The following is a 14,400-nucleotide window of genomic DNA, read 5'->3' as shown; positions in this document are numbered from 1 at the left end:
AGCGGGGCCGGATGTGGTCCGGCCAGGCTGTCCGGAGGAACTACGCTGATCACATGGCCGACACCCCGCCCGGTGCGGCGGCGCCCCAGCCGCCGTCGCCGACTCCGCCGTGGCCGCCCGCCCCGTCGCAGCAATTCCCGCAGCCGGCGGGCACCGTGCCGGAGGTGGTGCAGGGCACCGTGCCGGAGGTGGTGCAGGGCACCGTGCCGGAGGTGGTGCAGGGCACCGTGCCGGAGGTGGCGGCGACGTCCGAGCGGCGGAGCCTGGCCCGCCTGCTGACGGTGATCGGGGCGATCACGCTCATCGTCGTCTGCGCGGTGCTGATGGCCTGGGAGCTGGTGTCGCCGGCCGGGGTCACGCCGCCGCTGATCGGGCTGGCCGCGGCGGCACTGCCGGTGCCGGTGCTGGTCGCCTGCTTCCTCTGGCTCGACCGGTACGACCCGGAGCCGGTCAAGTATCTCGCCTTCTGCCTGGGCTGGGGTGCGGCGGTCTCCACCTTCGCCGCACTGCGCACCAACACCTTCGCGGCCGACACCCTCCAGCTCCCCCTCCCGGTGGTCGGGGTGCTGGTCGCGCCCTTCATCGAGGAGCTGACCAAGGCGCTCGGACCGCTCCTGCTCCTGCTCTACCAGCGCCGCAAGTGGTCCGGGATCACCGACGGCATCGTCTACTGTGGCCTGTCGGCGGTCGGGTTCGCGATGGTGGAGAACATTCTCTACTTCGGCCTGCACGGCTACGCCGAGGGCGTCGACCAGTACGGCCCGGCCACCGGTGCGCAGAACGTCTTCGGCATCTTCATCCTGCGGGTCCTGATCAGCGGCTTCGCGCACCCGCTCTTCACCTCGATGACCGGCATCGGGCTCGGTGTCGCCGTCCGGTCGGCCAGCCGCCCGATCCGGATCCTCGCCCCGCTCGCCGGCCTGCTGCTGGCGATGATGCTGCACGGCGCCTGGAACCTGGCCGCGACCCTCACCCAGCTCTCCGGGGAGCCGCTCATCCTGCTCTACAGCTACCTCGGGCTGATGGTGCCGATCTTCCTGGGCGTGGTCGGCCTGGCCGTCTGGGTCCGTAGCTGGGAGGGGCGGCTCACCCAACGCCGGCTCCCCGACTACGTGTCGACGGGGTGGCTCACCCCGCCCGAGCTGGCCGCGCTCGGCACCCTCGGCCGGCGGCACGCGGCCCGGCGCTGGGCCCGCCGGATCGCCGGTGACGAGGGGGTCAAGGCGATGCGGGCGTTCCAGATCTCGGCGACCCGGCTCGCCCTGCTCCGGGACGGGCTGGTGCGCGGGCTGGAGCGCCGGCCGGAGCGGCTCGCCGGTCGGCTCGCCGAGGAACGCCGGCTGCTCGACGCGATCCAGGCCGCCCGCAAGGTCTTCGTGGGGCGCGATCCGCAGGCACCGGCCGGCATCTGGGACGGCTCCCGGTACCACCTGTCGTTCCCGGACGGCTCCCGTCGGACCCTGCCGGCTCCGGCCGAGCCGGTGGTGCCGATCCCGGTGGTCCTGGTGGCGCCGCCGCGCCCGCTGGCGCCGGTCGGCCCCGGCTATCCACCCCCGGGATACGGCGGGCCGCCATCCTCGTACACCGGCACGCCGGGCCCGTACGGCGGGCCGCCCGCACCCGGCCCCGGACCGGTCGGGCCCTGGCCGGACCCGTACCGGCGCTGAGCCGGTCCGCCCCCCGCCGGGACACCGAGCGGGGTCGGCCGTCAGCGGGCGCGGGCGGGGCGGCGCGTCACAGGCGTCAGCGGGCGCGGGCGGGGCGGCGCCGTCACAGGCGTCAGCGGGCGGGGCGGCGCGTCACAGGTAGAGGCCGGTGGAGTTGGTCTCCACCCGCCGGGCGGCCACCGCGTGCACGTCGCGCTCGCGGAGCAGGACGTACTCCCGGCCGTGCAGTTCGACCTCGGACCGGTCGTCGGGGTCGAAGAGCACCCGGTCACCGGAGACGATGGAGCGCACGTTCGGACCGACACCCACCGCGGTCGCCCAGGCCAGCCGCCGGCCCATCGAGGCGGTCGCCGGGATGACGATGCCGGCGGTCGAGCGGCGCTCGCCCTCGCCGCCGTCCGCCCGGACCAGCACCCGGTCGTGCAGCAGGCGGATGGGCAGGCCGTTGTCGTTGTTCTCCTCGGCGGTCACGACCGGAACGGTACCGTGCGCCGCCGCCAGGCAGGTTGGTGGCCGTCCCCGGCCGGCCGTGCCGAGCCGGCCTGTGCCGGGGCGGCTACCGTAGGAAGGCCGATTCCGCCGTGGGAGGTGCGCTTGCGCCGTTTCGAGCAGCTACGAGCAAGGATCCGTAACGCGTACGCGTCCGGGCGGTCGTCGGGCTCGTCCGGCGGAGCCGGGCCCGCGCGGAATCGTCCGGCGGCCACGCCCGAGCCGGCGCCCGGGCCGACGCCGGCCGGGGGTGAACCGGTCACCGACCTGCACCCGTCGACGTCGAGCCGGGACGACGCGGACGTACCGCACGCGCTGCGGATCGCCGCCGCCTGGTCGTGGCGACTGATCGTGATCGGTCTCGTCGCCTGGGCGCTGCTGCGAGTGGTCGGCACGATCCGGATCGTGATCATTCCGTTGGCGATCGCCCTGTTGCTCTCCGCCCTGCTGGCCCCGTTGGTCGGCCTGCTGCTGCGGGTCCGCCTCCCGCGGTCCCTGGCCACCGCGGTGGTGCTGGTCGCCGGCCTGGCCGCCGTGGTCGGCACGCTCACCCTGGTGGTCAACGAGTTCGTCCAGGGCGTACCGGACCTGAGCCGCAACGCCACCAGCGGCATCCGGCAGATCCAGGAGTGGCTGAAGACCGGCCCGCTGCACATGTCGGACAACCAGCTCAACTCGTACATCGAGCAGGGCGAGCAGTGGATCAACGAGAACACCCAGGCGTTGACCAGCGGGGCGGTCTCCACCGCCGCGACCGTGGCCGAGTTGCTCACCGGGGCGCTGCTGGTGCTCTTCGCCACCTTCTTCTTCCTCCGGGACGGCGAGAAGATCTGGCGCTTCCTCGTCCGGCTGCTCCCGCTGGCCGCCCGGTGGCGGGTCGACGACGCCGGCCGGGCCTCCTGGGCGACGCTGGTCGCGTACGTCCGGGCGACCGTACTCGTCGCGTTCATCGACGCGGTCGGGATCGGCATCTTCCTGGTGATCTTCGACATCCCGTTCGCGTTTCCGCTGGCCGCGCTGGTCTTCCTCGGCGCGTTCATCCCGATCGTCGGCGCCACCCTCTCCGGTGCGGTGGCGGTGCTGGTCGCCCTGGTCGACAGCGGCTGGGTGAGCGCGCTGATCATTCTCGGCGTGGTGATCGGGGTGCAGCAGGTCGAGGGACACATCCTGCAACCGCTGATCATGGGTCGGGCGGTGGCGATCCACCCGCTCGCGGTGATCGTCGGCATCGCCGCCGGGGTGGTGCTGGCCGGCATCGTCGGCGCCCTGGTCTCGGTACCGCTGATCGCGGTGCTCAACACCGCGGTCCGTCGACTCGCGCACCGCCGGCCGCCGGAGGTGCCGCCGGACGCCGTGGTGGTCGCCGCGAAGGCCCCTTAGCGCGTCGTCGTCGCGACGGGCGGTCGCGTCGGTCCGTCCCGATCGCGCCGGTCGGTGGCGGGAGCGGTCAGGACTTGCCGAGCCGCTCCAGGGCGCCCCGGGCGACCTCCGGCCGGGTGGTGTACCAGAACGGCGGCAGCGACTTCCGCAGGAACGCGCCGTACCCCCGGGCGGTCTCCAGCCGGGAGTCGAGTACCGCCACCACGCCCTTGTCACCGGTCGACCGGATCAGCCGGCCGACCCCCTGGGCCAGGCGTACGGCGGCGATCGGCACGCTCACCGAGGCGAAGCCCGAGCCGCCCGACGCGTCCACAGCCGCGGCCCGGGCCGCCGCCAGTGGCTCGTCCGGGCGCGGGAACGGCAGCCGGTCGATCACCACGAGCTGGCAGGAGTCGCCGGGCACGTCCACGCCCTGCCAGAGCGACATCACCCCGAACAGGCAACTCGCCCTATCCTGCCGGAACCGGCGGACCAGCAGCGGCAGCGCCTCCTCGCCCTGGAGCAGGATCGGCAGGTCGGTACGGGCCCGGAGCAGCTCGGCGGCCTGCAACGCGGCCCGGCGGGACGAGAACAGCCCCAGGGTACGGCCGCCGAGCGCGCCCACCAGCCCGAGCAGTTCCTCACCGGCCGCCGCCGGCAGGCCCGAGGCGCTGGGCCGGGGCAGGTGTGCGGCGACGTAGAGGATGCCCTGGCGCGGGTAGTCGAACGGGGATCCGACGTCGAGTGAGCGCCAGCCGGCGTCCGCCCCCGACCCGTCCGTCTTGGCAGAGCCCGCCTTCGAGGAGTCCACCTTCGAGGGGTCCACCTTCGAGGGGTCCAGTTTCGGGGGGTCCAGTTTCGGGGGGTCCAGTTTCGGGGGGTCCAGTTTCGGGGGGTCCAGTTTCGGGGCGGTGTCCCGGTGAGCGACCCCGGGCCGGTCCTCGGCGCCCGGCTGTGCCGTGCGGGCCGCCCCGGCACCGGGTGGCGCCGCGTCAGGTCGTACGGTGCGCAGCGCCGTCGCCCGGGGATGCGGACGGGTCGGATCGACCCCCGGATCCGCCGGGGCGGCCAGCCCGAGGGCCCGGGCCACGGTGTCGAACCGGCCGCCGAGGGCGAGCGTGGCCGAGGTGGCGACGACGGTGCGGTCCTCGTACAGGTGGGTGGCGAGGGTGCCGGCCACGGAGAGCGGGGCGACGACCAGGGCCCGCCGGCCCGCGCCGCCGCCGTCCGGCTTCTCCACCCAGGCCACGTCGTGGTCGGCCTCCCCCAGCAGCCGCTGGGCGGTCTTCGACAGGTCGTCGAGTACGGCCTTGGACTGCTGCTTGCGGACCGGGTCGGGATCGTCGCCCTTGACGTCGCCGATCTTCTCCAGTGCTGCCCGGGTCGCCGCGTCCAGCAGCGTGCACGCCTCGCGCAGCGGGCCCGGCAGCTCGCCGGTGATCCGCCCGGGCGGTGCCTCGGCGAGCCCGACCGCCAGCGAGTCGCCGGCCGCCACCAGCGATTCGGCCAGCTCCGGGGTGAGCAGGGGCCGGCTCCGTCGGGCGGCCCGGTCGATCAGCTCGGGAATCAGTTCCGCCTGGGCCGCCGAGGAGACCCGGTCGGCCAGCTCGTGCGCCTCGTCGATCACCAGCAGCTTGTGCGGCGGCACGATGTGCCGGCCGGCGAGCATGTCGACGGCGAGCAGGCTGTGGTTGGTCACCACCACGTCCGCCTCCCGGGCCCGGGCCCGGGACGCCTCGGCGAAGCACTCGGTGCCGTACGGGCAGCGGGCGGCGCCGACACACTCCCGGGCCGGCATCGAGACCAGTCGCCACGCCTGGTCGTCGACGCCCGGGTCGAGCTCGTCGCGGTCGCCGGTCCCGGTCTCCATCGCCCAGTCCCGGATCCGCTCGATCTGCTTGCCCAGCCGGCCCGCCTCGCCGAGCCACTTCGTCCCGCCACCGCCCCGGCCCGGCGCGTCGAAGAGGGTGTCCTCCGGCTCGTCCTCTGTGGAGTTCTCCAACCGGGCCAGGCAGAGGTAGTGGTGCCGGCCCTTCAGCACCGCGAAGGTCGGCCGCTGGCCGAGGACCGGGGTGACGGCGTCGGCCAGCCGGGGCAGGTCATGGTCGACGAGCTGGGACTGGAGCGCGAGAGTGGCCGTGGAGACCACCACCGGGCCGTCGACGGTCAGCGCCGGGGCGAGGTAGGCCAGCGACTTGCCGGTGCCGGTGCCGGCCTGCACCAGCAGGTGCTCGCCGGAGAGGATGCTCTCCTCGATCGCGGTCGCCATCTGCTGCTGGCCCGGCCGGGCGTTGCCGCCCGGCACCGCACCGACCGCCGCGGCGAGCAGTTCCGCGCCGCTGGGGCGGTCACCTCGGCGCCGTCGGCGGGACCGGGGCGCCGGGGAGCGGCCGGAGTCCGCCGCCTCGGAGTCGATCAGGGTGGGGGCGCTGGCGTCGGTGGCGGGCACGGTCACCGTGCGACCGTACCCGCCGATCCCGACACCGCTGCGCCGCCTCGCCCCGGCGGGTCCACGGCCCGGCCGGATCGGCGCCCGGACCAGGGAGCGGGCCCGGATGATGTTGTCGATTTCGACGCCTGCCGGACGCTTCACGCACCGCGCGTATTGGGTGACATCGGCTAGGGTGCGGGCATGTCGAGCGATGTGGTCCGAGTCGTCTACCGAAAGTACGACGGCACCGCGCACCGGGACTACCCCGCCCGCAGACTGACCGAGGACGACCTGGGTGTGTGGCTCGGCGTGACCACCGGGACGGAATCGGTCTACCACGGCCGCCCCTCGGTGGAACAGATCCCGTTCGTGTTGCTGGTGCCGCACGACGCGTGGTGGAGCGCCATGTTCAACCCGCCGCCGCGGACCAGCGAGGTCTACTGCGACATCGCCAGCCCGGCCCGATGGGAGGGGGACACCGTGCACCTGATCGACCTCGACCTCGACGTGGTGCGTCGGCGCGGCACCGGCCTGGTGGAGCTGCGCGACGAGGACGAGTTCGCCGAGCACCGGGTCCGGTTCGGCTATCCGGAGGAGACGGTGGCACAGGCCCGGGCTGCGGCGGAGTGGCTCTACGTCGCACTCGGCGACGGCACCGAGCCGTTCGCGTCGGCGTACCGGAAGTGGCTGGCGCTGGTGGTCTGAGCCCGGCGCCCGCGCGGCCCGGCCGCCCGCGGACGCCGCGCGGCGCCGGCTAGTCGCGCTGGAGCTGCCAGGGATGCCCGTCCGCGCCGATCCGGGGCACCCGGGCCAGCTTCTCCGGGTTGAGCTGGTGGTAGGCGGCGGTGATCCGGCCGTCGGCGACGGTGAACCACATGATGCCGTGCAGCGGCAGGCCGGGCCGGTAGTCCGCCTCGATCTGGAGTCCGAGCGCGCCGTTGACGAGTACCGGCCGCATCCGCAGGTTGTGGGTGTCCCAGGCGGCCCGGCGCATCAGCCCGAGGGCGAACCGGGCCACCTTGACCGCGCCGACCACCGGATGCCGCGCGGTCGGGAAGAGGCCGCCGCCGTCGCCGACGAAGACCACGTCCGGGGCGAGCACCTCGAGCAGCCGCTCGGGCTCGCCGGACTCGACGGCGTGCAGGAACGCGCTGACCAGCCGCTGGTGTTCGGCTGGGTCGGCGGAGTGGCGCGGGCCGTCCTCGGTGACCGCGCGCCGGGCCCGGGAGGCGAGCTGCCGGGCGGCGGCCGGGCTGGTCGCCAGCACCGTGGCGATCTCCGCGAAGGGTACGGCGAAGACGTCGTGCAGCACGAACGCGACCCGCTGTTCCGGGGTGAGCCGTTCCAGCACGGTCAGCAGGGCGATGCTGACCTGCTCGGTGTGCGCGGCCCGCTCGGCCGGGTCGGGGGCGAACCCGTCCGTCCCGCCGGCCGGACCGGGCAGCCGGCTGACGATCGGCTCCGGCAGCCACTCACCGTGGTACGACTCCCGGCGTACCCGGGCCGAGCGGAGCACGTCGAGGCAGATCCGGGCGGTGGCGGTGGTGAGCCAGCCCCGCAGGTCGCGTACCTCGGCGCGGGCCTGCGGGGTGTCCAGGGCCCCGGCGCAGCGCAGCCAGGTCTCCTGTACGGCGTCCTCCGCCTCCGCGCGGCTGCCGAGCATCCGGTACGCGACCATGGTGAGGTGGTCCCGTTCGGCCTCGAACTCGCTGGCCAGATCCCGCACCGCTGCCTCCCCGCCGCCGTACGTCCTTCCGCGAGGTTAGCGCCGACCGCGAGGCCGGCAGCGGCCGTACCGGTCCGGTTTCGGCCGGACCGGGAGGTCAGGACCGCCTGGTGCGTCGATGGGCGGGTGCCGGCGCGGCGAATCTCACACCGCGGCGGTGTCGGGCCGTTCGGTCGGGTTCGTGCCGGCCTGTCGACGATGAAGGTGAACAGCAGATGAATGCCAGGTGAACCGCCCCTGACCAGGGGTGGGCGGGCGATAACTCCGATCCGAGGTTTCCTAGCATTCCCCAGGGGCAGCCTCTTGCGGCCCGCCACCCGTCCGCCGACGCAACGAGGTCCGTGCCGTGAAGTTTTCCCTCCGCCCCTCCGAGGGCGCGTTCTACGAGTTGTTCACCAGAGCCGCTCAGAACCTCGTGCGGGGTACCGAGCTGCTGAACGAGCTGGCGCTGCCCGGGGTCGACGTGCAGTCGGTCAGCGAGCGGCTCACCGAGGTCGAGCACGACAGCGACCAGATCACCCACGAGCTGTACAAGAAGATCAACTCCACCTTCGTCACGCCGTTCGACCGGGAGGACATCTACCGGCTCGGCTCGCTGCTCGACGACGTGATGGACCACCTGGAGGCGGTCGGCAACCTGCTCTACCTCTACGGGCTGACCAAACTGCCGTCGCTGCCCCGCGAGATGCACGAGCTGGTGAACGTCCTCGACCAGCAGGCCAAGCTCACCGCCGAGGCGATGCCCCGGCTGCGGGCGATGAAGGACCTGGAGGACTACTGGATCGAGTGCAACCGGCTGGAGAACGACGGCGACCAGGCGTACCGGATGCTGCTGGTCCGGCTCTTCTCCGGCGAGTACGACGCGCTGACCGTGCTCAAGATGAAGGAGGTCGCCGACGAGCTGGAGGCGGCCTGCGACGCGTTCGAGCACGTCGCCAACACGGTCGAGACCATCGCGGTCAAGGAAAGCTGACCCGTGAGTCCTGAACTCATCGCCGTACTGGCGGTGATCGCCGTCGCGCTGCTCTTCGACTACACCAACGGGTTCCACGACGCCGCGAACGCGATCGCCACCAGCATCTCCACCCGGGCGCTGACCCCCAGGGTCGCGCTCGGCATGGCGGCGATCGGCAACTTCATCGGCGCGCACTTCGGCGCGGACGTGGCCAAGACGGTCGGCTCCGGCCTGGTCGAGCTGCCGCCCGGCGTCTCCAGCCTGGGCATCGTCTTCGCCGGGGTGATCGGTGCGATCACCTGGAACCTGGTCACCTGGTACTTCGGACTGCCCTCCTCGTCCTCGCACGCGCTGATCGGCGGGCTGGTCGGGTCGACGCTGGCCGCCTCCGGCACCGTGCTCTGGAAGGGCATCGGGGAGAGCGTCGTACTGCCGATGATCCTCTCGCCGCTGGTCGGTTTCCTGCTCGGCTACCTGGTCATGATCGCCGTACAGTGGATCTTCCGGAACGGGCAGCCGGGCAAGCTCAACCGGGGCTTCCGGTGGGCCCAGACCGCCTCGGCGGCGGCGATGTCGATCGGGCACGGCATGCAGGACGCCGCCAAGACCATCGGCATCGTGGTGCTCGCCCTCTTCGTCGGCGGCTTCCAGGGCAGCGCGGAGCACATCCCGGAGTGGGCGTTCTGGACCTCGGCGACGGTGCTGGCCCTCGGCACCTACGCGGGCGGCTGGCGGATCATCCGTACCCTCGGGCGGAAGATCATCGACCTCCGGCCGCCGGAGGGCTTCGCCGCCGAGACCGTGGCCAGCGGAGTGCTCTACTTCAACGCCCTGGTGCTCGGGGCGCCGATCTCCACCACACACACCATCACCTCGGCGATCATGGGCGTCGGGGCGACCAAGCGGCTCTCCGCCGTCCGGTGGGGCGTGGCCGGCAACATCGTCGGCGCCTGGATTCTCACCTTCCCGGCGGCCGGCTCGATCGGCGCGCTGATGTACGTGCTGGTCAACCCGCTCTTCTGAGCACGGTGTAGGAACGGCCCTCGTTACGGGCGATCTGCGGGGGCCGTTCCGCCCACCGGTACGCGAAGCCTCACGGGTACGTGACGCCTCATGGGTACGTGACGCCTCATGGGTACGTGACGCCGATCTGCTCGCGGATGTCGTCGAGCAGGCCCATCACCTCCAGGGTCGCGGCGTGCGGCACCAGCGGGCTCTCCAGCAGCCCGGCGGCGAGGCAGCGCTGCACCTCGGCCGCCTCGTGCTGATAGCCGGAGCCGGCGAGGTCGACCGGCAGCAGTTCCGGGTCGGCGCCGTCCCGGAGCAGGGTGACCTGGCCCGACCGGTAGAACGGCGGCGCCAGCTCGATCCGGCCGGTCCGCCCGGTGATCGTCGCCGCCACCCGGGTCGCGCCGATCATGCCGCAGCTCAGCGTGGCGACCGCGCCCGTCTCGTAGCCGAGGATGATCCCGGTGTTCTCGTCGACCCCCTCCGGGCTGATCCGGGCCCAGGAGCGGACCTGGTCCGGCAGGCCGAGCAGCAGGTGCGCCAGGCTGATCGGATAGACCCCGAGGTCCAGCAGGGCGCCACCGCCGAGCGCGCGGGCCCGCATCCGGTGCTCGGGCGGGAACGGCCCGCCGACCCCGAAGTCCGCCTGCACGCTGGTCACCTCGCCGATCGCGCCGTCGGCGATCAGCTCCAGGATCCGGAGTACGACCGGATTGCACCGCATCCACATCGCCTCCATCAGGAAGCGGTCGCTGGCGGTGGCGGCATCGACGAGCCGCTGGGCGGCGGCCCGGTCCAGGGTGATCGGCTTCTCGACGAGTACTGCCCGGCCGGCGTCCAGGCAGGCCATCGTGGCGTCGAAGTGCGCCGCGTGCGGGGTGGCGACGTAGACCACGTCGACGTCGTCGTCGGCGGCGAGTTCCTGCCACGACCCGTACGCCCGGGGGACCCCGTGCCGGTCCGCGAAGGCGCGGGCGGTCTCCTCCGTACGGGAGCCGACGGCGACGACCTCGGCGTCCGGCAGCAGCTTCAGATCCTCGACGAAGGTGGCGGCGATGTAACCGGTGGCCAGGATGCCCCAACGTGTCTTGCGCTCGGGGCTGTATTGCTGCGCCATGGAACCTCTTCAACTACGGGTCGGCGGGCACGTCCGCCGGTCAACGGCACGGGAAACAGACCTGAAGCATCCCCGGCGACCCAAGGCGAGGCAAACCGCACCCGGTCTGAACAGGCGTCGTCGCAGGGTCTCCCGGCGTGACACCCGTCGCGCCTCCATGTCCCACACTCAGGGACAGACAAAACAGCGCCCCGCCGCCCGGGTTGACGGGGAGCAGGGCGCTGGCCGTGTCTGTGGCGGCGCTACGGCCGGCGGGCTACCTCGGTGACGAACGACCGCCACGCGCCCGGGGCAAAGGTCAGCGTGCCGCCGTCACGATCCTTGGTGTCCCGGACCAGGACGCGGCCGGGCAGGTTGTCGGCTACCTCGACGCACGCCGAGCCGTTCGCGTTGCTCCGGCTGGCCTTGCGCCAGCGGGGATCGGTGGCGCTCATAGCTCACTCGCAATCTTCATGATCAGATCTCGGGACAGGTCGCAGGGCAGTGCGACCGCACTTACAGCCTGCCAGGTGCGATCGAGTTCGACAACCTTATCCGTGTCCGTGACCAGCCGCCCCTGTAACTGGTCATCGACGTAGCCGACCACCCGCCCGTCGCTGAGCGTGGCGAGCATGAACGGCCCGGACAGACCGATGTAGAGCCCGGCGCTGACCGGGACGACATGGATGAAGGTCCGGGGACGCTGCCCGATCTCTACCAACCAATTAAGTTGCTCCCGCAGCGTCGCCGGGTCGCCTCGGCGTAGCGCCGCCTCATCGATCGCGAACTGGCAAACCGGCGGATCGTCACGGTCGTCAAAGACTGCCGTTTGCCGGTCGAGCCGAACCGACACGTACTGTTCGGCCTGCGCCTCGGTCAGCAGGCCGCTACGCAGGATCATGTGGGCGTACGCCTCGGTCTGTAGCAGACCTGGGATGACGGTTGGTTCGTACCACCGGAGCGCGGTCGCCTCCCGCTCCACCTCCGGCCACGGCCGGAACCACTCCGGCGGCTCCGTCGTCGTTGTCCGGGCGTCGGCCGATAGCCCCTGAATCAAGTTCCCGCTGCTGAATATCTCGTCGAGCTGCCGAGCCGTATCCGGCATCGGCACGAGTCGGCCGGTCTCGAACTTCGCGATCAACGACGTGGACACCTTGAGTTGCTCGGCCAGCCGTTCCTGCGTAACACCGCCGTTCAAGGTACGCAGAAATTTTAGGATTCGCGGAATGCCGTTGTTACTCAATTGTTCTCGCCCTTTCTCGGCGGCTGTCCGAGCCTGATTTATCGAGCGTGTCTGTTAGTTATCTTCCATGTGGCAACACTCAAAGTCCATGGTGGAACTAAGCGCATCGCCCGGCGTCCCCGTGATTTGACGCCTCGCCGGACGAGACGCCCACGGGGGTGGCGTAGGGGTGTACGAACCCGAGCGCCACCCCCGTCCCATTTCGCCGACGGGAGGCAAAACCATGAGACTGTTTCGTAGGCCGCGACAGGGGCACCGCCGGAACTGGCGACGCCTATGGCTGTACTGCCGCTGCGGGTTCCGGTGGGTCTGTCCGGACAGTGTCGAGCGGATGCCGATGCCGTATGAACCGGCGTCCGTGCCGGCGCTGACCCGCCGGACGTACCGTGCCGCCCTGCGACCCCCGGCGCCCGTGGTGCCCATCCCGGACCCACCACCGTTGCCGCCCCCGTCACCGGTCCCGGATTGCCCGCCAGACGAGGGGGGACGCCGGTCAACTAACCAGCGCCCCGTGTGGAACCGCCCGGCCGGGCTGGTGCCTCGGCTGAGCAACGGCCGCGCAGGCAGCCTGACGCCCGCGCAGGAGCACCGATCGCGGGCAGGCGAGCGGGTATGAGCGTCCCCGCGCGTCGCGCCGCGTGATGTTGCGGCCGTTCGCCCGGTTCCGGGCGCACATACCGACCCGTCCGCTATCTCTGTGCCGGTACTGCGGCGCCCCGTGGCCGTGCTCACCGGCTCGGCTGCGGCTGCTGACCAGGTACCGCGATGACCCGCCCGGTCTGCTGCTGCACCTTGGCGCCTACTTCTACGCCGCGCTGGCCGACCAGCCGCACACGCCCCGGGTGGCCTGATCCGGCAATTCTTCGGGTGGCTGCCTGCGGAGATTACGAACCCCGAGCCCTGACGCCTCATCACCCGACTGGCATGCCCGGACCGGCCGCCCCCCGGTTCGGGCGTGTCTCTGTGCGGGTTGATCGGGCAACCCGTTCCTTCGATCGTGTGCGAGATGGTGTGGGTTGGGATATCCGCCAGCGAGACTGTCGAACTGCCCCGCCTGTGCGCCCACTGTCCCGGGCCGTCCAGGCCCCGGCCCCCGCTGGCCGGTCGACCCGAACCACCTCGCCATGCGCCGTCTCGGCAAACCCGACTCTCCGTGCCCCGTCTGTGCACCCAGCTCGACAGTCCGCGCACCAGCTACTCCCCGGTTCGCCGGGGCGCTCTTTCTGACACTTACGGCCATCCGCTTCATCACCGACAGGGTTACGTGAGATCGGTCGATGTGCGCTTGGCCTTTCCGCCGTATCGGAGCCGTTCTCTGGCGCCGTCTCAGCACACCCCGGTCCCGACCGTCCGGGGCCGGGGCCTTTGCGACCCGCTGACCTGCTGGTGTGTGCTCGGCTCTATTTCGCCTCTGAGGCCAGACTTGAGCGCCTCATGTCCGGCTCCGGAGTCGAGCACCCTGCCCCCCGTACACAAGATCGCGGCTGCCCGGACGGCCGAACTACCCTCGCTGCATGACCAGCTTTGCCGCCCCGGAGTCGATCGCCGCACACGCCCGCCGGTTCTACGCCGAGGGCGGGGTGCCGGTGCCGCCCCGGCCGGCCGCGACCGTACTGCTGCTCCGCCCGGACGCCTCCGGGCGGGACGGCTTCGAGGTGTACATGATCCGCCGCGCCGCCAGCATGACCTTCGGCGGCATGTACGCCTTCCCCGGCGGCAGCGTCGACCCCGGCGACTCGGAGATCCGGCTGGACTGGTCCGGCCCCGGCCCGGCGGACTGGGGGAGCCGGCTGGGCCAGCCGCCCGGACCGGCTCAGGCGCTGGTCTGCGCGGCGGCCCGAGAGGTCTTCGAGGAGGCGGGCGTACTGCTCGCCGGCCCGGACCACGACAGGGTGGTGGGCGACGTCAGCGGCGAGGAGTGGGAACGGGCCCGGCAGGCGCTGGTGAACCGACGTAGCGGCTTCGCCGACCTGCTCCGGGACTGCCGGCTGACCCTCCGCTCCGACCTGCTGCTGCCGTGGAGCCGCTGGGTCACCCCGGAGTTCGAGCCGCGCCGCTTCGACACGTACTTCTTCGTGGCGCTGCTGCCGGCCGGGCAGGTGCCCCGGGACGTCTCCGGGGAGGCCGACCACACGATGTGGATCCGTCCGGCGGAGGCGCTGGGCCGGTTCGAGGCGGGCGAGTTCGCCATGCTTCCGCCCACGGTCATCACGCTGACCGAGATCGGCGACTGCGCGGACCTGGCCGGGGTGCCTGCCGCCGCGGCCGTGCGGGACCCCGGCACCGCGATCATGCCCCGTTTCGCCCAGGCCGAGGACGGCACCCCGCACTTCGTGCTGGATTGAGACCGGACAGACTGATGATCCCGGAGAGTTCGGCCGGTGTGGACGGGCCAAACTCCCCGGGATCATGGAGGAGCGAGCGTA

Annotated in this window: 12 protein-coding genes and 2 pseudogenes; 7 read left to right on the top strand and 7 right to left on the bottom strand. The window is 72.1% G+C overall.

The window, feature by feature from the left end:
* The first annotated feature begins 53 nt into the window (after nucleotides 1-53).
* Nucleotides 54-1,667 (top strand): PrsW family intramembrane metalloprotease, encoded by a 1,614-nt coding sequence (locus ACQEVC_RS06080; RefSeq protein ID WP_432874066.1) that lies wholly within the window; start codon nucleotides 54-56, stop codon nucleotides 1,665-1,667.
* 132 nt (nucleotides 1,668-1,799) lie between these two features.
* Here the strand turns inward: ACQEVC_RS06080 and ACQEVC_RS06075 are convergent, their stop codons facing one another.
* Nucleotides 1,800-2,138, bottom strand: a complete 339-nt coding sequence (locus ACQEVC_RS06075) for a GroES family chaperonin (RefSeq protein ID WP_432874064.1) — start codon at nucleotides 2,136-2,138, stop codon at nucleotides 1,800-1,802.
* 102 nt (nucleotides 2,139-2,240) lie between these two features.
* Between ACQEVC_RS06075 and ACQEVC_RS06070 the strand changes: the two genes are divergently transcribed.
* Nucleotides 2,241-3,536, top strand: a complete 1,296-nt coding sequence (locus tag ACQEVC_RS06070) for an AI-2E family transporter (RefSeq protein WP_432891065.1) — start codon at nucleotides 2,241-2,243, stop codon at nucleotides 3,534-3,536.
* Nucleotides 3,537-3,603: 67 nt separating this feature from the next.
* Here ACQEVC_RS06070 and ACQEVC_RS06065 read toward each other — a convergent pair.
* A pseudogene (locus ACQEVC_RS06065) lies at nucleotides 3,604-4,125 on the bottom strand (ATP-dependent DNA helicase); the annotation flags it as partial.
* Nucleotides 4,126-5,679: 1,554 nt separating this feature from the next.
* A pseudogene (locus ACQEVC_RS06060) lies at nucleotides 5,680-5,784 on the bottom strand (DEAD/DEAH box helicase); the annotation flags it as partial.
* Nucleotides 5,785-6,147: 363 nt separating this feature from the next.
* Here ACQEVC_RS06060 and ACQEVC_RS06055 point away from each other — a divergent pair.
* A complete protein-coding gene (locus tag ACQEVC_RS06055; protein ID WP_432874062.1) occupies nucleotides 6,148-6,651 on the top strand; it encodes a DUF402 domain-containing protein in 504 nt (167 codons plus the stop codon).
* Nucleotides 6,652-6,700: 49 nt separating this feature from the next.
* Here ACQEVC_RS06055 and sigJ read toward each other — a convergent pair whose 3' ends face one another.
* Entirely contained in the window at nucleotides 6,701-7,672 is a 972-nt protein-coding gene (sigJ, locus tag ACQEVC_RS06050) for an RNA polymerase sigma factor SigJ (RefSeq protein ID WP_432874060.1), read from the bottom strand.
* 346 nt (nucleotides 7,673-8,018) lie between these two features.
* Between sigJ and ACQEVC_RS06045 the strand changes: the two genes are divergently transcribed.
* Both ACQEVC_RS06045 and ACQEVC_RS06040 read left to right on the top strand, forming a co-directional pair.
* On the top strand, nucleotides 8,019-8,645 hold the full coding sequence (locus tag ACQEVC_RS06045) for a DUF47 domain-containing protein (protein WP_107257547.1): 627 nt from the start codon (nucleotides 8,019-8,021) through the stop codon (nucleotides 8,643-8,645).
* Between the two features lie 3 nt (nucleotides 8,646-8,648).
* A complete protein-coding gene (locus tag ACQEVC_RS06040) occupies nucleotides 8,649-9,650 on the top strand; it encodes an anion permease (RefSeq protein ID WP_432874059.1) in 1,002 nt (333 codons plus the stop codon).
* Nucleotides 9,651-9,756: 106 nt separating this feature from the next.
* Here ACQEVC_RS06040 and ACQEVC_RS06035 read toward each other — a convergent pair whose 3' ends face one another.
* The 3 genes from ACQEVC_RS06035 to ACQEVC_RS06025 all read right to left on the bottom strand — a co-directional run bounded on the left by ACQEVC_RS06035 (nucleotide 9,757) and on the right by ACQEVC_RS06025 (nucleotide 11,974).
* On the bottom strand, nucleotides 9,757-10,752 hold the full coding sequence (locus ACQEVC_RS06035; RefSeq protein ID WP_432874058.1) for a Gfo/Idh/MocA family protein: 996 nt from the start codon (nucleotides 10,750-10,752) through the stop codon (nucleotides 9,757-9,759).
* 242 nt (nucleotides 10,753-10,994) lie between these two features.
* Nucleotides 10,995-11,186 (bottom strand): DUF397 domain-containing protein, encoded by a 192-nt coding sequence (locus ACQEVC_RS06030; protein WP_432874057.1) that lies wholly within the window; start codon nucleotides 11,184-11,186, stop codon nucleotides 10,995-10,997.
* The gene (locus ACQEVC_RS06025) at nucleotides 11,183-11,974 is read right to left on the bottom strand and encodes a helix-turn-helix domain-containing protein (protein ID WP_432874056.1); all 792 of its coding nucleotides are present in this window, start codon (nucleotides 11,972-11,974) and stop codon (nucleotides 11,183-11,185) included. The genes ACQEVC_RS06030 and ACQEVC_RS06025 overlap by 4 nt, the downstream gene beginning before the upstream one ends.
* A gap of 641 nt (nucleotides 11,975-12,615) precedes the next feature.
* Here ACQEVC_RS06025 and ACQEVC_RS06020 point away from each other — a divergent pair.
* Both ACQEVC_RS06020 and ACQEVC_RS06015 read left to right on the top strand, forming a co-directional pair.
* The gene (locus ACQEVC_RS06020) at nucleotides 12,616-12,825 is read left to right on the top strand and encodes a hypothetical protein (protein ID WP_432874055.1); all 210 of its coding nucleotides are present in this window, start codon (nucleotides 12,616-12,618) and stop codon (nucleotides 12,823-12,825) included.
* A gap of 663 nt (nucleotides 12,826-13,488) precedes the next feature.
* Nucleotides 13,489-14,319 carry an NUDIX hydrolase gene (locus ACQEVC_RS06015; RefSeq protein WP_432874053.1) on the top strand — a complete coding sequence of 277 codons (831 nt, stop codon included), beginning with the start codon at nucleotides 13,489-13,491 and terminating at the stop codon, nucleotides 14,317-14,319.
* Nucleotides 14,320-14,400: the final 81 nt, after the last annotated feature.

Source organism: Plantactinospora sp. CA-294935 (genome assembly GCF_050936445.1).
Taxonomy (GTDB): domain Bacteria; phylum Actinomycetota; class Actinomycetes; order Mycobacteriales; family Micromonosporaceae; genus Plantactinospora.
Note: the sequence above shows the minus strand (reverse complement) of the source record. Positions and strands in the feature narration are given on the sequence as shown.

Excerpts from the sequence above, each read along its gene's own strand:
- ACQEVC_RS06030 (WP_432874057.1), bottom strand. The coding sequence starts at position 11,186 with ATGAGCGCCACCGATCCCCGCTGGCGCAAGGCCAGCCGGAGCAACGCG.
- ACQEVC_RS06015 (WP_432874053.1), top strand. The coding sequence starts at position 13,489 with ATGACCAGCTTTGCCGCCCCGGAGTCGATCGCCGCACACGCCCGCCGG.
- ACQEVC_RS06080 (WP_432874066.1), top strand. The coding sequence starts at position 54 with ATGGCCGACACCCCGCCCGGTGCGGCGGCGCCCCAGCCGCCGTCGCCG.
- ACQEVC_RS06035 (WP_432874058.1), bottom strand. The coding sequence starts at position 10,752 with ATGGCGCAGCAATACAGCCCCGAGCGCAAGACACGTTGGGGCATCCTG.
- ACQEVC_RS06020 (WP_432874055.1), top strand. The coding sequence starts at position 12,616 with ATGTTGCGGCCGTTCGCCCGGTTCCGGGCGCACATACCGACCCGTCCG.
- ACQEVC_RS06055 (WP_432874062.1), top strand. The coding sequence starts at position 6,148 with ATGTCGAGCGATGTGGTCCGAGTCGTCTACCGAAAGTACGACGGCACC.